This is a genomic window from Streptomyces sp. NPDC002867, assembly GCF_053591895.1.
In genome coordinates this window covers 58,791-75,622 of record NZ_JBSFUR010000003.1, presented here as the reverse complement: position 1 = coordinate 75,622, position 16,832 = coordinate 58,791, and the positions used below count along the sequence as shown (strand labels likewise).

Genomic DNA, 16,832 nt, shown 5'->3' with positions numbered 1-16,832 from the left:
ACCCCCCGCTAGGCCGGCCGCTCGTCCGCCAGCGCTTCCTCGACGCCGGCGTACACCTGGAAGACCGAGTGCGCTCCGGTGATCTCGAACATCCGTGCCACCGGCGGGCCCAGTCCGGCGAGTTCGATCCGGCCCCCCGCCTCCAGCGCGGCCAGCCTCGCGTGCAGCAGGACGTTCAGGCCGGTGGAGTCGCAGAAGGAGAGCGGGCCGCAGTCGACGAGGATGCGCCGGGCTCCCTGGCGCACGTGCAGGGCCAGGGCCTCGCGCAGCGGCTCGGCCGTGTCGTGGTCGAGTTCACCGCTGAGCACGAGGACGACGGCGTCCGCCCGCCGCTCGGTGGTCACGGAGAACCGATCGCCTCCGGTGGCCGCCTGATCTCCGGCCCCTCTGGTGGCTTCCGGACCCATGGGCTCCCGCCTCCTCGACACTCGCGCCGGCGCTTTCCGGCTCCTCGGCTGTTGCCCGGCCGGGCCGCCGTGCCACTGCTCCCGTCGGCGCGCCGCGCGCCGCGGTCCGGTGGGGACGGCCGTACCGGGAGCCTGCGGGTACCCGCCCGCCGCCCCGGCACACCGGTCCCCCGCGAATTCCACCCGGACAGGTGCAACCATGGATCGACAGCCGCCGAAGGGGTACATGACGTTCCCGACGTTGGACGGAGCACCGGCGATGAACCCCATCAAGGAAACCCCCCGCACCGCACATGTGCGGCCTGTCTCCGGCCGGGTCCCGGGCGCGGGCGGTACCGCGGCGGCCCCGGCGACCCGGACCGGGGCCGAGCCGCTGCCCGAGGACCACACGCAGGCCATCCTCCAGGCCACCAAAGAGGTGGCGGCGCTGCTCAAGGCGTCGGGCTACCCGTTCGCCCTCGTCGGGAGCGTCGCGGTGTACGCCTACGGGGTGCCGCTGCGGCTGCAGCACGACTCCGACTTCTGCCTGCGGCGCAAGGACGCCGAGGGCGTCGTGCGGGCCCTCACGCAGGGAGGGGTCGAGGTCGTGTCCCCGCCGGAGGACTGGCTCATGAAAGCGAGGGCGGGCGGCGAGGAGATCGACCTGATCTTCGAGCTGGCACACCGTCCGGTCACCAAGGAGATGCTGGACCGGGCGGAGATCATGTCGGTGGACTCCGTGCACATGCCGGTGCTGGCGCCGACGGACCTGATGAGCAGCAGACTCGCGGCACTGTCCGAGCACCACTGCGACTTCGGCGGGCTGCTGCCCGTCGCCCGGGCGCTGCGCGAGCGGGTGGACTGGGACGCGCTGCGCCGCGAACACACGGCGTCCCCCATGCCGGACGCGTTCTTGTATCTGCTGGAACGGCTCGACGTGATCTCGCCACGCACCGGCGGTCCGGGAGGTGTGCCATGACCCGCTTCGAGGCGTCCGAGTACCGCATCGCGCGGTTGCGCGAGCGGCTCGCAGAGGAGGACGTCGCCGAACTGGGCGTCCAGATCGACATGCGCGGTGGATACGTGCACCTGAACGGCACCGTGTCCAGCGCGTCGTGCAGGGCCGAGATCCTGCGCATCGCCGAAGCCGAACTCGGCGGGCTGCCGATGCGGGCCGATCTGGTGATCGCCGGCGCGACGGCCCCCGAACGCCCTGAGGAGCTGGAGTGATTCGCGTAGCCGCCGTCGGAGACATCCATCTGGGCCCGGACAGCCACGGTGCGCTGCGTCCGGCCTTCGACACCCTCGGCGAGAGCGCCGACGTCCTGCTGCTGGCGGGTGACCTGACGCGCCACGGCACGGTGGAGGAGGCGCAGGTGGTGGCCGCGGAGGTGGAGGGACTGCCCGTGCCCGTCGTCGCCGTGCTGGGCAACCACGACTACCACAGCGACCAGGAGGACAAGGTCACCACGGTCCTCCAGCGGGCCGGCGTCACGGTCCTCGAGGGCTCGGGCACCGTGCTGGACATCGACGGCACCCGGCTCGGGATCGCCGGTACGAAGGGCTTCTGCGGGGGGTTCGCGGGACGCAGCGCGGGCGAGTTCGGCGAGCCGGAGATGAAGGCGTTCGTCCGCTACACCCGGCGGTGCGCGGCGGACCTGTGCCGTTCGCTGCTGGAGCTCGAGGAGCGAGGCTGCGCCGCGCGGATCGCGCTGACGCACTACTCCCCCGTACCGGACACGCTGGCCGGTGAGCCGCCGGAGATCTACCCGTTCCTGGGCAGTTATCTGCTGGCCGAGGCGGTGGACGAGGGCCGTGCCGACCTCGCGGTGCACGGGCACGCGCATCTGGGCACCGAGCACGGCCTGACCGCGGGCGGTGTGAAGGTGCGCAACGTCGCCCAGCCGGTCATCGGGCACGCCTTCGCCGTGTACCACCTGCCGGTGCGGGCGCCCGCCGCCCTGTGAGGGCCGTTCCCCGGCGGAAAAGCGCCCTCTGTGCCACGTTTTGGCGGTGAAGTCCCGGGCAGCCGCGTGTTGTGCTTCGGACGGAGCACACCCCGCGGGAGCCGAGGCTCCGGGTGCGGGAGACCGGCCCAGGGGCCGCTTCTGCGGGTGAGTCGAATCCTTCAAGGCACCACACCCTGCAGGAAGACCCGACATCATGCGCACGCTGGCACAAGGCAAGCACTCGCACTCCGATGCCCCCGACACCGCAGACGCCTTCCGGAGGATGGCCGAGCTGGACGACGGCCCGGAGCGGCAGGAACTGCGGCAGGAGATCGTGGCGGCCTGGCTGCCCATGGCGGAACGGATCGCCGGCCGGTTTCGCAACCGCGGCGAATCCCTCGAGGACCTGCAACAGGTCGCCGCACTCGGCCTCGTGAAGGCCGTCGACCGCTACGACCCCTCGCGCGGCGCCTTCGAGAGCTTCGCCGTCCCCACCGTCGTCGGCGAGGTCAAGCGCCACTTCCGCGACCACATGTGGGCCCTGCACGTACCCCGCCGGGTGCAGGACCTGCGCAACCGCGTCCGCTTCGCGCGCCAGGACCTGAGCCAGACCATCTCCGGCCGTTCCCCCACGGTCGCCGAGATCGCCGAACGCGCCGGCGTGTGCGAGGAGGACGCGCTCCTCGGGCTCGAGGCCCTGGAGAGCTTCACGACCCTGTCCCTGGACGCCGAGCTGCCGGGCGCGGACGACGGCTACTCCCTCGGCGACACGCTCGGCTCCGCCGATCCCGCGATCGACGTCCTCGTCGACCGCGAGGCGGTCAAACCCGGCCTGCGCAAGCTGCCCGAGCGGGAGCAGAACATCCTCTACATGCGCTTCTTCCGCGACATGACGCAGAGCAGCATCGCCCAGACGCTCGGCATCTCCCAGATGCACGTGTCCCGGCTCATCAGCCGCTGCTGCGACCAGCTGCGCAACGAGGTCATGCGGGACGCCGCATGAGCGGTAATGTCGGACAAGCGAGCATTCCGCCCGCGCGGCGGGGAACCCTGACCGCATGGATCTCCGCGAGACACTGCGCCCCGACGCCACCCTCTCCGCTCTGACCCAGGGCTACGCCTGGATCCCGGACCTGCTGCGCCGGGAGGGCGGAGCGCCCGTCCCCACCCGCTTCCTCGGTCGCCGCACCATCGTGCTGCACGGTGTGGACGCGGCCCGCTTCTTCTACGACGAACGGCACGTCGTCCGCCGCGCCGCGCTGCCCGGCCCCGTGGTCGACACGCTGTTCGGGCGCGGGGCCGTGCACACCCTGGACGGCGAGAGCCACCGGGTGCGCAAGGCGCTGTTGATGTCCCTGCTCAAGGACGAAGCGGCCGTCGGTTCCCTTGCGGAGAGCGCCGGCACGGAGTGGGACCTCGCATCCCGGTCGTGGGCCGCCTCGACGCGGACGGAGCTGTTCACCGAGACCGCGCGGGTGATCACCCGCGCGGTCTGCTCGTGGGCGGGCATGCCCCTCGGCGACGACGAGGTCCCGGCCGTGGCGGACGACCTGGTGGCCATGGCCGACGGCTTCGCCACGGCGGGCCCCCGGCACTGGCGGGCGCGCCAGGCCCGCGCCCGGCAGGAGGCGCGGATCGCGGAGCTCATCGAGGCGGTGCGCGACGACGCGGTCCCGGACGAGGACGGCGCGCCCCGCGGCTCGGCCCTGCGGGCCGTCGCTCTGCACCAGGAGGCGGGCGGACGGCCGCTGGACACGCACACGGCGGCGGTGGAGGTGCTGAACATCGTGCGCCCGACCGCCGCCGTCGCCTGGTACCTGACGTTCGCCGCGCACGCGCTGCACCGCTGGCCCCAGCACCGCGACGCACTGCGCACGGGCGATCCCGCGTACGCCGAGGCGTTCGCCCACGAGGTGCGCCGGTTCTACCCGTTCGTGCCCTTCGTGGCCGGGCTGGCGGCGGCGGACGTGCGTTACGAGGACGAGGAGATCGCCAAGGGCACGCTGATCGTCCTCGACGTGTACGGGCACCAGCACGACCCGGCCCTGTGGCCCCACCCGTACGCCTTCGACCCGGCCCGCTTCGCCGCCGGCCCTCCCGCCGACCCGTACGCGCTCATCCCGCAGGGCGGCGGCGATGCGGCGACCGGCCACCGCTGTCCGGGCGAGGACGTCACGATCGCGCTCCTGGCGACGCTGGCCGTGCGGCTGGCGCGGCTCGATTACGAGGTGCCGCCGCAGGATCTGTCCATCCCGTTGAGCCGGGTCCCCACCCGCCCCGCCGACGGTTTCGTGATCAACGTGCGGTCCGCCCCGGAGGGCTGAATTCCCTCGTCTCACGGGCTGCCGCACCGGAGGCGGGGTGGCGGGGGCGGGTCCCCGATCACACCGCTCGCCGCGAGATATGCCGAACCGGCCGCGGCCGAGGCGAAGAAGAGCACGACGCACCGGCACAGAGTCATGGTGGCGGTGGTGAGCAGCCGGGACCTCATCAGGTCAGTGGGCGGCGGACCGGCGCTGCCTGCGCTTGCGCGCCCGGTCCAGCAGCGCGGAGAGCTTCGGGCGGCGCGCCCGCTGCTCCCTGGTGTGACGGTCGAGTTCCTCCATCAGGCGCCGGGAGCGGTGGTCGAGGTCGAGTTCGTCGAGAATGCGGTCGATCTCGGTGAGCAGGGCGCCGTACAACTGCCAGTGGCGGGGCACCTCCTGCATGCCCTGGAGCAGCAGGTCCGCGACATTGTCGCGGCTGGTGCGGGCGGCGGCGAGTTCTCCGGTGAGCCGGGCCTCGGCGGCGTCCGCGCTGCCGCTGGTCGTGGTGGTGACGAGGACGGCGAAGCTCACGAGCGTGTCGGCGACATGGCCGAGGAGTTCCTGAAGGGCGACGCCCACCTCGTGCGTGAACAGGGCCTCGTCCCTGCGTTCCTTGGCGAGGTCGGTGATGGTGCGCGCGAGGACGCGCAGGACGACGGCGCAGATCTCCAGCGTGTCCAGTCCGGTGCGCAGCACGATGCGGTGCAGCAGCCCTTCCTTGACGCGGGGGTTGAGCCGCAGGCTGTCCTCCGCCTGCCGCAGGGCGGCGTCCACGTCTGCGACGTCGTTGTCGAGCCGGCGGGCCTCGTGGAGGCGGGCGGCGGCCCGTTCGACGGGCGTGGGGCTGGTCAGTTCCTCGCCGATCAGGAGCAGGAGCCGCCGCATGCGCCGCGCCAGGTCCTCGATGGAGTCCCCGGCCGTCTCCACCCACACGGGCGGTACGAACACGACGTTGAACAGCAGACCCACCACGGCCCCGATCAGTGTCTCCAGCACCCGGTCCCAGGCGGTGTCGGCGACCTGGGTCACACCGAGCACGAGCATGGCGCTGATCGCGACCTCGGGGACGAACTCGTCGACGCGCACGAAGTGTCCGACCACCAGGGAGGCCAGGATGATCAGGCCGAGGCTCCACCAGCTCAGCCCGACGAGCACGCTGAACCCGATGGCGATGAGCACGCCGACGACGACCGAGTTGACCCTCCGTACGCCGGTGGTGAGCGTGGAGTAGAGGGTCACCTGCACGACCAGGAGCGCGGTGAGGGGGGCCGTCAGCGGAGGAGCGGTGCTGTCGACCCAGTACAGGGCGACGACGTAGGAGATGGTCGCCGCCGCCGTGGAGCGCAGAGTCTGCGTGACGACGGGTTCCTTGCGCCGGCGTACGAGGCCGACGACCGGCTCGGGAAGCGCTCTGCGGACTTCGAGCACCTTGCTCCTTTCTGGTCCGGGTCGGCTTTCCCTCGCCGGTCCGTCCGGCCGCTGCGGACGTTCCGTCCTGTCAGCAGCCGCCGGACGCCGCGCGCTCGCCCATGGGCTGCGCGCCGGAGCGGATGTGACGGTGCACGTAGCGTTCGGCCGCCAGCACCGCCTCGCGGGCCGTGCGCTCGCACATCAGGACGCACAGCGTGTACGCGGTGTCCTCGAAGCGTCTTCGGGCGTGCTCGTCGTGCGGAGCGGCGAGGAGGTGGTGTTCCTGGGCCCGGTAGCGGGCAATCAGCCTGGTGATGACGCTCGTGTCGGGCATCAGCATCGTGGTCTCCCGGTTTCTGCGGCCCCCAGCCACGCGGCGGAACGACGTCCGTCCGGTGCCTCATTGTGATCCGAGGCGCCCTTTTCCGCCACGCGGACCATCACGTTGCGTAGCGGTTCGTATCCTTACGGCCGAACCGCGCGGCGGCACCCTGTCATCTCACACCTGCGTCCGCAGGCTCGTTGCCCCTTGCCGCCAGGCGCCCAGCAGTTGCTCGGCGAACCGGTCCTCGACGAACTCCGTCGCGGCGATCCCGAACGCCACCTCCGGCGCGAGCGAGGGCTCGTCCTCCAGGAGTCCGCCGATGACGTCCCGGCGCACGACCTGTTCGTGGACGGCGTCGGCGATGACGTGCTCGTCGTAGAAACGCTCGGCGGCACTGCCCGCCCCGGTGCGGTGCATCGCCGCGGCCAGCCTCCGTGACGCGGGCGACGAGGTGACCTCGACGGCGGCGAAGTGCCCCACCAGAGCGCCGCGGTGGGCGCGGTGCAGTCCCAGCAGGGACATCAGGTTGACCGTCGCCAGCATCTGTGCGGACGCGGCGTCCACGTAGCGGCCGTAGGCGGTGTCGAGGCCGAGATCGGCCATGAGGTCGGCGAAGAGCCGGGCGTGGACGCGTTCGGGCCGGCCGCCGCCGAACTCGTCGAACTCCACGGCGACGAACGCCGCTTTCGCCCGGCCGCGCAGGCGCGGGATGACCCAGGCATGCGGGTCGGCCTCCTTCAGGTGGTACAGGGAGCGCTGGGCCGCGTACTCGCGCAGCTGCCAGAGCGAGCCCTCGTCGTGCAGGTAACGGCTGACGCCGGCGCCGCGGACCGGTTCGACGAGCAGGGAGTCGAGCGCGTCGTCGAGGTCCGGGTGGCCGGTGGTTCCGGCGCGGAGGGCGCACTGGAAGTTCTCCTCCATGGCCGCGCGCAGCCGCAGCAGCTCCGGGTCCCACTCCCAGGCCGGGTCGACGCCGGTGAAGCCCAGGTAGTGCAGTTCGTAGCAGGCGTAGAGCGCCAGTTGCAGGTCGTCGCCGAGCGGATCGGCTTGTTCGGCCTCGTGGGCGCCGGGGAACCGCGCCAGGGCGGGCGAGGTCCGCAGGGCGTCCAGGACGGCGGCCGACAGGTCTCCGCGGGCCTGCGGCAGTTCCCGCTCCGTCGTGCCCCGCCCGAGGGGCGTGGGGGCGTGTTGCACGGCGCTCACTCCTTGGCCTTTCGCCGATGGCTCGTGTCGCACCAGGGGTAGGCCCGGCTGCGGCGGCACATGCACAGCGCCACCGTGAAGCGGTCCGAGGTGGCGACGGCGCCGTCCTCGAGGACGACGTCGACCGGGCCCTCGACGAGCAGCGGACCGTCGCGGGTCGGCGTGATGCGGCAGGGCCGTTCAGATCCGGTGGGCACGGACGATCACCAGCTCTTCCTTGTCCTCACCAGGGGCGATCAGCCCCTGCCGGCGCAGCCATGCGGCACGGGACCTCAGGACCGGCCCGAAGGGCACCTGCTCGCGGTAGGTGACGGCCGGTTCGAGCCCAGTGCGGCGCAGCCGCTCCAGGGTGGGCGCCACGCCGCACAGCGCGGAGTGCACCAGCAGCAGCACCCCACGGGGGCGCAGGAGCTCTGCGGCGCCGTCGCAGATCCGGTCCAGTACCGCGCGTCCGTCGGGGCCCGCGTCCCAGGCGACGGCCGGGCCGCGCCGCGGCGGCCGCGTCCTGGGCGCGGGCACGTACGGCGGGTTGCCGACGATCAGGTCGAAACGACGGCCGCCCGCCGGGGCGAGAAGGTCGCCGTGCAGCACCTCGACGCGCTGACCGGCGAGAGCCGCGTTGGCGCGGGTGGTGAGCACGGCACGCCAGGAGGTGTCGACGGCGGTCACCCGGGCGCCGCGCCGGGCGGCCGCGAGCGCCAGGACTCCGCTGCCCGTTCCGACGTCGAGTACGTCGGCCCCGGGACTCAGCGGCTCGCGCGCCAGTGCGTCTGCCAGCAGGAACGTGTCGATCTGCGGCGCGTACACACCCGGGGTGCGCAGCAGTCGAGGCGAACGCGTCCTCTCCGGCGTCGCAGCGGTCACCATCGTCGCCACCTCGGGGTCTCGTGCGGGCGGTCGTCGCCCGGCCGTGATCCCCGGGTGCCCGCGTCGGCGGTTTTCATGGCAACTCGTGTCCCAACTGTTTCGGTCGGTGCGCCGCGGGGACCCGGAAGCCACCGACATCCGAATGCGGGAACCGACAGCACGACGGAGACCCGATGAGTGAGACGACAGGGCTGCGAGTGGTGGTCACAGGAGCGACGGGGAACGTCGGCACGAGTGTGGTGCGGGCGCTCTCGGAGGATTCGCGTGTCGCGTCGGTCCTCGGACTGGCGCGCCGCATGCCGGAGCTGCGGCTGTCCCGGACCGAGTGGGCGACGGCCGACCTGTCGGCCGACAACGCGACGGCGGACCTCACCCGGCTTTTCGAGGACGCCGACGCGGTGGTGCACCTGGCCTGGCGGTTCCAGCCCACGCACGATCCCGGCACCACGTGGCAGAGCAACGTCCTCGGTTCGCTGCGGGTCTTCGACGCCGTCGTCGCGGCCCGCGTACCGGTGCTGGTGCACGCTTCGTCGGTCGGCGCGTACGCGCCCGGGCCCAAGTCCCTGCCCGGTGTCGACGAGTCGTGGCCCACGCATGGCGTGCCCGGTGCCGCGTACTGCCGTGAGAAGGCCTATCTGGAGCGGGTGCTCGACGCCTTCGAGGAGCGGCATCCGCAGGTGCGGGTGGTGCGGATGCGCCCCGGCTTCCTGTTCAAGGAGAGCTCCGCGAGCGAGCAGCGCCGCATCTTCGCCGGGCGTTTCCTGCCCGGACCACTGATCAGGCCGTCGCTGCTCCCCGTCGTGCCGGACATCGAAGGGCTCCGGTTCCAGGTCCTGCACACCGACGACGCCGCACGCGCCTACCTCATGGCCGTCCTCCTCGACGCCCGCGGAGCGTTCAACCTGACCGCCGATCCCGTGGTGGACGCGAGCGTACTCGGCGAGCTGCTGGACGCCCGGGTGGTGCGGGTGCCGAAGGGGCCCGTGCACGCCGCACTGGCGGCGGCCTGGGCGATGCGCCTCGTGCCGGCGTCGCCGCAGCTCTTCGATGCCGTGCTGCGGCTGCCTGTGATGGACTCCACGCGCGCCCGGGAGGAGCTCGAGTGGCGACCGGAGCGCACGTCGGTGGACGCGCTGCGGGAGTTCCTGCGGGGCGTACGGGAGGGCAGCGGGGAGGCCACCGCGCCACTGGCGGGTCACCGGGCGCACTGACGCGGGCGGCCGTGCCGCTCAGGTCGTGGTGCGGCGCACGATCTCCGCGAATCAGGGCGTGGGGGCGCGCACGTGAATCAGCCCGTGGACCGGCGCACGATCTCGGCGAACGGCCCGGTGTGCAGGGCACGGAGCAGATCCGCCGGGTCGTCGTGGACCGCGTGCGCGCCCGCCTCGACGAGGTCCGAGCGGGGAATGCCGCCGCACAGGAGGCCGACGCAGAGCACGCCCGCGCGCCGGGCGGCCCGCATGTCCCACACGGTGTCGCCGACGAAGACGGCACGCTCGGCGGGCACCCCGGCGAGTTCCAGCGCATGCCGGACCGGCTCGGGCGCGGGCTTGCCCTCGGCGACGTCGTCGGCGCTCGCCATGGCGCTGATGGCATCGTCCGCGTCGATGGCGCGCCGCAGGGCCGCGAGTTCGGCGCCCGACGCCGAGGTCGCGAGCACGACGGTCCAGCCGGAACGGGAGAGGGTGCGCAGCAGCTGCCCCGCCTGGTCCAGGGGCGGGAGCCGGTCCGAGTACGCCGCGTACAGGGCCTTGTGGGCGGCCTTGACGGTGTCGTCCTGGTCACGGTCGCGGTCGTCGCCGAGCAGGTGGGCTACGAGGTCGCCGCCGGGCAGGCCGACGGCGCGGTGGATGTCGTGCATGGCGACGCGGTGGCCGGACTGCCGGAAGGCCTCCCACCAGGAGACGACGTGCAGGTGGTTGGTGTCGACGAGGGTCCCGTCCACGTCGAAGACGGCGGCTCGTTCCATGGCGGGCCTTCCTGCCTCTGCCGGGGCTCCTGCGGTACGGGGCTTCAAGGCTCCGCGGCTCTACGGGCCGACGAGGGAGGGATCGGGACCGGGGACCGCGTCGTCCAGCGAGCTGACCGTGAAGATCGCCCCGTCCGGGTCGCGCAGGCTTGCCTCCATCCCCCGCGCCGTGGAGCGCTCGCCGAGCAGCGTCGCCCCGTGCCTGCGGGCCGTGTGGGCGGTCTCCTCGACGTCCTTCACCGCGAAGTGGACGTGCCAGCGCGGGTGCAGGAGGGGGTTGATCGCGGTGCCGTCGGCGCCGGAGGTGAGGCGGGCGAGGACGCGTCCGGAGCGGTGGAGCAGGACCGCGTCCTCCGCGTAGCTGACCTCGCAGCAGCCGGCGCGGTCGGAGGCCCAGTCGAGGATCTCGCCGTAGAAGATCGCGGATTCGAAGGCGTCCCTGGCCAGCAGCCTGATCCAGGCGGGCGCGTTGTCCTGCCAGGCGGGCCAGTCCCTGACCAGCTCCCCCTCCCAGATGCCGAACACCGCGCCGTCGCGGTCCGCGGCGAGCAGGCCGCGGCCGGTGGCCAGCGAGAGGGGGCCGACAGCGACCGTGCCGCTGCGTTCCCTGATCCGGCCGGCGGCCTCGTCGGCGTCCCGGACCGCGAAGTACGGGGTCCAGGCGACGGCGACCGTCAGGCGGGGGGCGAGGGCGCCGATACCGGCGACGGGTGCGCCGTCGGAGAGGGCGACGCTGAAGTCCTCACCGAGCCTGCCCTTGCGGAACTCCCATCCGAGCACCGCCCCGTAGAAGTCCTGGGCGGCCTTGAGGTCACGGGCCATGAGGCTGACCCAGCAGGGCGCGCCGAACACCGCCGCGCTCTGCGCGGCGGTCGCGGACCGGGCCGGGGTCGTCTTGTCGTTCATCACCATGTCCGGCTGTCGTGGGCTCGCCTGGGACCTTTTACCGGGACCTGCGGCGCCTGGCAGGGCCGCGTCCCGGAACCCATGTTCCCCCGTGCGGCGTCAAGAGGCGAGCCCGGCGATCACCAGACGTGACCGTGTCGCCACGGGCCGACCACGCCTCCCGGCGCCACAGCACCGGCTTCGCCCTGCTGGTGCCCGTTCGGCGAATCGGTAACCCCCGCCGCGACCGGCTCCCTGCCCGAGGCCGCGCCCCGCGCGTCGCCGATGCCGTGGGGCCGGCGGGCGGGGGCGGGCGCCGCCCCACGCCGACGGAAGAGACCGGGCAGGCCCGGTGGTCCCACTCTCCCGGCCGGGCGACGGCCCGCACACGGTCCCGTCAGGCCGCGCGGCCAGGCCCCTTGCGCCGCATGCCCGGGTCGAGCCCTCGCACGAGCGAACGGCGCCGCACGCCACCCGCGGGGAGCGCGCGCCGACCGGGCCAGTCCCCTCCGCTCGGCAGGCCGGACACGCCGCCTCGCCCCGCCCTGCCCGTGGGTCACGCCCCGGCGACGCCGCCGCACAGCACGCACGCCAGACGGCGGCCGGGCCGCAGACGTCCGCACCCCGCGGAAGGCAGCGACGCGCAGCACCGGGTGCCGCCCGGCCACCCCGTCGTGTGCGGCGGGACGGCCGGGGTAGGCGGATCGCATGACGGTTACGAAGACAGCAGTCCTCGTCCTCGACTCGGCCGAACCCCGGCAACTCGCCGATTTCTACGCGGCGTTGCTCCACGCCGAGGTCCGAATCGGTCACGATCCGGATCTCGTGGAGGTGGCCGGGCGGGACGGCGTGGTACTCGCCGTGCGGCGCGACCACGGGTACGCGCCGCCGAGCTGGCCGCGCCCCGAGGACTCCCAGCAGTCCCATCTGTACATCCGGGTCGCAGAGGGCGACCTGGACGCGGCGGAGCGCGAGGCGGTGAGCCTCGGGGCGGTGCCGGTGGACAACGGCGCCGGGCCCGGCCCGGGTCGTGCGCGCGTCTACGCCGACCCGGCCGGACACTCCTTCACGCTGGAGCCCGCTCCCGGCACCGGTTGAGCCGTGTCAGCGCGCGGCGAGCGCGCCCACGACGCGCCGTGCCGTGTCCGCGCTGGACTGCGGGTTCTGGCCGGTGATCAGGTTGCCGTCCTCGACCACGGTGCTCGACCACGCCGGGCCGGTGGTGACCTTCGCACCGAGCTCGCGCAGCCGCGACTCGACGAAGTACGGCGACCGGTCGCCGAGCCCGCCCTGGCGCTCCTCCTCGTCGCTGAACGAGGTCACCTCCCGCCCGGCGAAGGTGAACGAGCCGTCCTCCCGGCGCGCGCTCAGCAGCGCCGCGAGCCCGTGGCACAGGGCCGCGACGACGCTGCCGCCGCGGTCGACGTCGTTCAGCAGCCGGCCGAGGTCGGCGTGGTCGGCGAGGTCCGTCATCGGCGCGTGGCCGCCGGGGATGTAGACGGCGTCGTAGTCGTCCGCGGACACCTTGGCGAGATCGAGCGGCGCGGCGAGGTCGCCGTCGATGGCCGCCAGGTACGCGGTGAAGCGGCGGGCGTCCTCCTCCTCGACACCGCCCCGCGCGTCCAGGCTGATCGGATCGGCGGTCGGCCGCACGCCGCCCGGCGTCGCGATGGTCACGTCATGGCCCGCGGCGCGCAGCACCTCGTGCGACGTCGCGACCTCCTCGGCCCAGAAACCGGTCGGATGGCTGGAGCCGTCGGCCAGTTCCAGGCTGTCGGCACCGGAGACGACCATAAGGATCTTCGACATGAGGAATGGGTCCTTCACTGATGGATGTCGGTTGTTGAGGCCTCGAGGCGGACAACACCAGCTTTCACCCGACGCCATCCGCGGGCATCATGGACGTCATAAGTTCCCTTATGGAAAGAGGGTTGCGTGCCCGCGCTGGATCTGCTGTCGACCTTCCTCGAGATCTACCGCTGCGGCTCCCTCTCCGCGGCCGCCGAGCGGCTGGGCCTGACCCAGCCAGCGGTCAGCGGCCAGCTGGCACGGCTGGAACAGGAGCTGGGCGAGCCGCTGTTCGTACGCTCCCGCAAGGGGGCGACGCCCACGGCCCGCGCGGCCGACCTCGCCGCGCGGATCGGCACGCATCTGGACGAGCTCCGCGCCGCGCTGGACACCTCGGGCGACGGCGCCGCCCATGTCGGCACCGTGCGCATCGCGGGCGCCGCCGAGCTGATGGCCTTGCGGGTGCTGCCCACACTGGCCCCGCTCACCACGCGCGGACTGCGCCTGCAGGTGACGCTGGGACTCGCCGCGGACCTGCTGGCGGCCCTGTCGGCGGGACGCGTCGACCTGGTGGTGTCCGCCGTGCGGCCGACGCAGCAGGAGATCGCCGCGACACCGCTCGTCGACGAGGAGTTCGTCCTGGTGGGACCGCCGACGCTGGCCCGCACCGTCGACCCCGTGCGGCTGGCGGCCGATCCGCCGGGCGCCCTCGCCCACCTGCCGCTCGTCGCGTACGCGGACGACCTGCCGATCGTCAGGCGCTACTGGCTGAGCGAATTCGGCCGGCGTCCGCCGAACGGCATCGCCGTGACCGTTCCCGATCTGCGGGCCGTGCTCGCCGCCGTCGTCGCGGGGGCGGGCGTCAGCACGCTCCCTCGCTACCTGGCGGAACCGGCAATCGCCGCCGGGTCGGTGGAGCTCCTTCACGAACCGGCCGCACCACCGCTCAACACGCTCTATCTCGCCGTCCGCGCGGGTGCCCTGGCCCACCCCCCGCTCGCGCTCGTGCACGACCACCTGCGCACCAGGGCCCACCTGTGGGGCGCGCTCTGACGCGACAGCGACGTCCGATTCCCGCCGGACGCGCGGGGCTCCCGGTCGCAGTCTGGACAACGGACACGAGGACCCGATACGACACCGGAGAACGACGATGAGCGCGACGACCGCCGCCCGGACGACACTGCGCCGGCGCGTGGACGGCGCCGACTGGCCCGGCCTCGCGCGGGAACTGGACGAACACGGCTGCGCGCTCACCCCGCCGCTGCTCACCTCCGCGCAGTGCGCGGCGATCGCCGGCCTGTACGACCGCAAGGAGCTGTTCCGGAGCACGATCGACATGGCCAGGCACCGCTTCGGCTCGGGGAGCTACCGGTACTTCACGCACATGCTGCCGGAGCCGGTCGCCGAACTGCGTGCCGCGCTCTACCCCCACCTGCTGGGCGTCGCCCGCGACTGGGCCCGACGCCTGGGCCGCCCGGCGCCGTGGCCCGACTCGCTGGACGAGTGGCTCGCCATGTGCCACGCGGCGGGCCAGGACCGGTCGGCGCAGATCCTGTTGCGCTACGAGCGGGGCGACTGGAACGCCCTGCACCGGGACGTGTTCGGGGACATGGTCTTCCCGTTGCAGGTGGTCATCGGCCTGGACGCCTATGGCCGCGACTACACGGGCGGTGAATTCCTTCTCGTCGAGCAGCGGCCCCGGGCGCAGTCCCGCGGCACGGTCCGCGTACTGGAACAGGGCCACGGCCTGGTCTTCACCACACGGGACCGCCGGTCGCCACCCGCCGCGGCTGGTCCGCCGGGGCGGTCCGGCACGGCGTGAGCACCGTCCGCTCGGGCCTGCGCCGCTCGCTGGGCCTGGTCTTCCACGACGCGGCGTGACAGAGGACGCGACCGGGCCTCATGCGTCGGCCACGGGCGACGGACCCGGCCGCGGCCGCCGCCGGGGCGGGCGCGAGGTGTCAGTCGCGGGCCTCCACCCTGGCCGGCTCCGGAACCGGCTCGGTGACGTGCCGACGGCGCCGGGACGTCAGCCGGAGGCCGACCGGCTCCGTGTACCGCGCCGTCAGCGGGCCGACGACCACCAGGATCAGGACGTACGCCGTCGCCAGCGGACCCATCGACGGCTCGATCCCCGCCGAGACCGCGAGGCCCGCGATGACGATGGAGAACTCGCCGCGCGCCACCAGCGTGCCGCCCGCGCGCCAGCGGCCCTTGGGGCCGACACCCGCGCGCTTCGCCGCCCAGTAGCCGGTGGCGACCTTGGTGAGGGCCGTCGTGACGGCCAGCGCGAGAGCGGGCAGCAGCACCGGCGGAATGCTGGACGGGTCGGTGTGAAGTCCGAAGAAGACGAAGAACACCGCGGCGAACAGGTCGCGCAGGGGGCTCAGCAGCGTGTGCGCGCCCTCGGCCACCTCGCCGGACAGCGCGATCCCGACGAGGAACGCGCCGACCGCTGCCGAGACCTGGAGCTGCTGCGCGATGCCCGCCACCAGCAGGGTGAGGCCGAGCACGACCAGCAGCAGCTTCTCCGGGTCGTCGCTGCTGACGAAGCGTGAGATGACCCGCCCGTAGCGGACGGCGACGAACAGCACCGCGCCCGCGACACCCAGCGCGATCGCCAGCGTCACGCTGCCCGCGGCGAGACCGACGCCGGCGAGCAGGGCGGTGATGATCGGCAGGTAGACAGCCATCGCCAGGTCTTCGAGGACCAGGATGCTGAGGATGACCGGGGTCTCCCGGTTCCCGAGCCGGCCCAGGTCGCCGAGCACCTTGGCGATGACGCCGGACGACGAGATCCACGTGACACCGCCGAGGACGACGGCCGCCACCGGGCCCCAGCCCATGAGCAGCGCCGCCGCCGCGCCCGGCAGGGCGTTGAGGGTGAAGTCGACGAGGCCGGCCGGGTACTGCGTCCTGAGGTTCGAGACGAGATCGCTCGCCGTGTACTCGAGGCCGAGCATCAGCAGGAGCAGGATGACGCCGATCTCGGCGCCGATCGCCACGAACTCCTCGCTCGCGCCGAGGGGCAGCAGACCGCCCGTGCCGAAGGCGAGACCGGCGAGCAGGTACAGCGGGATCGGCGAGAACCGCAGCCGTCCCGCGAATCTGCCCAGCAGTCCCAGGCCGAGGATGATCGCGCCGAACTCGATGAGGAATATCGCGGAGTGCACCCGGTCACTCCCGTCCGAGGATCGCCGCGGCCGCCTCGACGCCCTCGCGGGTGCCGATGACGATCAGCGTGTCCCCGCCGGCCAGCCGGAAGTCCGGCCCCGGCGAGGGGATGGCCTCGGCACGGCGCAGTACGGCCACCACCGAGGCACCGGTCTCGGTGCGCAGCCGCATCTCGCCCATCACACGGCCGTTCCACACGGAGTGCGCGGACACCTCGACCCGCTCGGCGATCAGGCCGAGGTCGGTGGTGTGCAGGACGTTGGAGCTGTGGTGGTCGGGCATCAGGGCGTCGATGAGCGAGGCGGCCTCGGCGCTCGTCAGGTGCACGGACTGCGCGCAGGCGTCGGGATCGTCGGGCCGGTAGACGTTCACCGAGCGGGTGCCGTCGCGGTGGGCGATGACCGACAGGTGCCGGTGTTCGCGGGTGGTGAGGTCGTACTGGACTCCGATGCCTGGCAGAGGTGTCGTGCTCATCCGGGGAGCGGGCACGGCCCGTCCTCCTTGTTCGTTCGCGTCGTGCTTGCCTACGGGGGACCTGCGGTGATCGGCGCGGCACCGCTCCGCCATCGT

19 protein-coding genes and 1 pseudogene are annotated in these 16,832 nt (G+C 73.1%); 9 read left to right on the top strand and 11 right to left on the bottom strand.

Features of this window, described 5'->3' with window-relative positions; all coding sequences use genetic code 11:
* Nucleotides 1–8 precede the first annotated feature (8 nt).
* On the bottom strand, nucleotides 9–407 hold the full coding sequence (locus ACWD0A_RS03505; RefSeq protein WP_451294200.1) for an STAS domain-containing protein: 399 nt from the start codon (nucleotides 405–407) through the stop codon (nucleotides 9–11).
* A 259-nt stretch (nucleotides 408–666) separates the two neighbouring features.
* Here ACWD0A_RS03505 and ACWD0A_RS03500 point away from each other — a divergent pair, with 259 nt between their 5' ends.
* The 5 genes from ACWD0A_RS03500 to ACWD0A_RS03480 all read left to right on the top strand — a co-directional run bounded on the left by ACWD0A_RS03500 (nucleotide 667) and on the right by ACWD0A_RS03480 (nucleotide 4,659).
* A complete protein-coding gene (locus tag ACWD0A_RS03500; protein WP_451294198.1) occupies nucleotides 667–1,365 on the top strand; it encodes a nucleotidyltransferase family protein in 699 nt (232 codons plus the stop codon).
* Entirely contained in the window at nucleotides 1,362–1,616 is a 255-nt protein-coding gene (locus tag ACWD0A_RS03495) for a BON domain-containing protein (RefSeq protein ID WP_451294196.1), read from the top strand. Before ACWD0A_RS03500 ends, ACWD0A_RS03495 begins: the two co-directional genes overlap by 4 nt.
* Nucleotides 1,613–2,353 carry a metallophosphoesterase family protein gene (locus ACWD0A_RS03490; RefSeq protein ID WP_307717063.1) on the top strand — a complete coding sequence of 247 codons (741 nt, stop codon included), beginning with the start codon at nucleotides 1,613–1,615 and terminating at the stop codon, nucleotides 2,351–2,353. Before ACWD0A_RS03495 ends, ACWD0A_RS03490 begins: the two co-directional genes overlap by 4 nt.
* A gap of 196 nt (nucleotides 2,354–2,549) precedes the next feature.
* Entirely contained in the window at nucleotides 2,550–3,338 is a 789-nt protein-coding gene (locus ACWD0A_RS03485; protein ID WP_451294194.1) for an RNA polymerase sigma factor SigF, read from the top strand.
* 55 nt (nucleotides 3,339–3,393) lie between these two features.
* Nucleotides 3,394–4,659, top strand: a complete 1,266-nt coding sequence (locus tag ACWD0A_RS03480; protein ID WP_451294192.1) for a cytochrome P450 — start codon at nucleotides 3,394–3,396, stop codon at nucleotides 4,657–4,659.
* A 171-nt stretch (nucleotides 4,660–4,830) separates the two neighbouring features.
* Here ACWD0A_RS03480 and ACWD0A_RS03475 read toward each other — a convergent pair whose 3' ends face one another.
* The 5 genes from ACWD0A_RS03475 to ACWD0A_RS03455 form a co-directional block, all read right to left on the bottom strand.
* Nucleotides 4,831–6,069: an FUSC family protein gene (locus tag ACWD0A_RS03475; RefSeq protein ID WP_451294190.1), complete on the bottom strand. Its 1,239-nt coding sequence runs from the start codon at nucleotides 6,067–6,069 to the stop codon at nucleotides 4,831–4,833.
* A 70-nt stretch (nucleotides 6,070–6,139) separates the two neighbouring features.
* On the bottom strand, nucleotides 6,140–6,391 hold the full coding sequence (locus ACWD0A_RS03470) for a DUF5133 domain-containing protein (RefSeq protein ID WP_177147938.1): 252 nt from the start codon (nucleotides 6,389–6,391) through the stop codon (nucleotides 6,140–6,142).
* Nucleotides 6,392–6,550: 159 nt separating this feature from the next.
* The gene (locus ACWD0A_RS03465; protein WP_451294188.1) at nucleotides 6,551–7,570 is read right to left on the bottom strand and encodes an iron-containing redox enzyme family protein; all 1,020 of its coding nucleotides are present in this window, start codon (nucleotides 7,568–7,570) and stop codon (nucleotides 6,551–6,553) included.
* Nucleotides 7,571–7,575: 5 nt separating this feature from the next.
* Nucleotides 7,576–7,776, bottom strand: coding sequence for a CDGSH iron-sulfur domain-containing protein (locus ACWD0A_RS03460; RefSeq protein ID WP_451294186.1), 201 nt, complete (start codon nucleotides 7,774–7,776; stop codon nucleotides 7,576–7,578).
* A complete protein-coding gene (locus tag ACWD0A_RS03455; protein WP_451294184.1) occupies nucleotides 7,760–8,446 on the bottom strand; it encodes a HemK2/MTQ2 family protein methyltransferase in 687 nt (228 codons plus the stop codon). The genes ACWD0A_RS03460 and ACWD0A_RS03455 overlap by 17 nt, the downstream gene beginning before the upstream one ends.
* A 173-nt stretch (nucleotides 8,447–8,619) precedes the next feature.
* On the opposite strand from ACWD0A_RS03455, the gene ACWD0A_RS03450 reads away from it, so the two are divergent.
* Nucleotides 8,620–9,657 carry an NAD-dependent epimerase/dehydratase family protein gene (locus ACWD0A_RS03450; protein ID WP_451294182.1) on the top strand — a complete coding sequence of 346 codons (1,038 nt, stop codon included), beginning with the start codon at nucleotides 8,620–8,622 and terminating at the stop codon, nucleotides 9,655–9,657.
* 77 nt (nucleotides 9,658–9,734) lie between these two features.
* Here the strand turns inward: ACWD0A_RS03450 and ACWD0A_RS03445 are convergent, their stop codons facing one another.
* Both ACWD0A_RS03445 and ACWD0A_RS03440 read right to left on the bottom strand, forming a co-directional pair.
* Nucleotides 9,735–10,415 carry an HAD family hydrolase gene (locus tag ACWD0A_RS03445; RefSeq protein ID WP_451294180.1) on the bottom strand — a complete coding sequence of 227 codons (681 nt, stop codon included), beginning with the start codon at nucleotides 10,413–10,415 and terminating at the stop codon, nucleotides 9,735–9,737.
* Nucleotides 10,416–10,475: 60 nt separating this feature from the next.
* Nucleotides 10,476–11,321, bottom strand: coding sequence for a VOC family protein (locus ACWD0A_RS03440; RefSeq protein WP_307717053.1), 846 nt, complete (start codon nucleotides 11,319–11,321; stop codon nucleotides 10,476–10,478).
* A 687-nt stretch (nucleotides 11,322–12,008) separates the two neighbouring features.
* Here ACWD0A_RS03440 and ACWD0A_RS03435 point away from each other — a divergent pair.
* Nucleotides 12,009–12,398, top strand: coding sequence for a VOC family protein (locus tag ACWD0A_RS03435; protein ID WP_451294178.1), 390 nt, complete (start codon nucleotides 12,009–12,011; stop codon nucleotides 12,396–12,398).
* 6 nt (nucleotides 12,399–12,404) lie between these two features.
* Here the strand turns inward: ACWD0A_RS03435 and ACWD0A_RS03430 are convergent, their stop codons facing one another.
* On the bottom strand, nucleotides 12,405–13,109 hold the full coding sequence (locus tag ACWD0A_RS03430) for a type 1 glutamine amidotransferase domain-containing protein (RefSeq protein WP_451294176.1): 705 nt from the start codon (nucleotides 13,107–13,109) through the stop codon (nucleotides 12,405–12,407).
* Between the two features lie 126 nt (nucleotides 13,110–13,235).
* On the opposite strand from ACWD0A_RS03430, the gene ACWD0A_RS03425 reads away from it, so the two are divergent.
* Together ACWD0A_RS03425 and ACWD0A_RS03420 are read left to right on the top strand one after the other, a co-directional pair.
* Nucleotides 13,236–14,141, top strand: a complete 906-nt coding sequence (locus ACWD0A_RS03425) for a LysR family transcriptional regulator (RefSeq protein WP_451294174.1) — start codon at nucleotides 13,236–13,238, stop codon at nucleotides 14,139–14,141.
* A gap of 97 nt (nucleotides 14,142–14,238) precedes the next feature.
* Nucleotides 14,239–14,969 (top strand): annotated as a pseudogene (locus tag ACWD0A_RS03420) (2OG-Fe(II) oxygenase).
* Nucleotides 14,970–15,049: 80 nt separating this feature from the next.
* On the opposite strand, the gene ACWD0A_RS03415 reads toward ACWD0A_RS03420, so the two are convergent.
* A complete protein-coding gene (locus tag ACWD0A_RS03415) occupies nucleotides 15,050–16,261 on the bottom strand; it encodes a cation:proton antiporter (protein ID WP_451294172.1) in 1,212 nt (403 codons plus the stop codon).
* Between the two features lie 4 nt (nucleotides 16,262–16,265).
* Nucleotides 16,266–16,736 (bottom strand): cation:proton antiporter regulatory subunit, encoded by a 471-nt coding sequence (locus tag ACWD0A_RS03410; RefSeq protein WP_177147929.1) that lies wholly within the window; start codon nucleotides 16,734–16,736, stop codon nucleotides 16,266–16,268.
* Nucleotides 16,737–16,832: the final 96 nt, after the last annotated feature.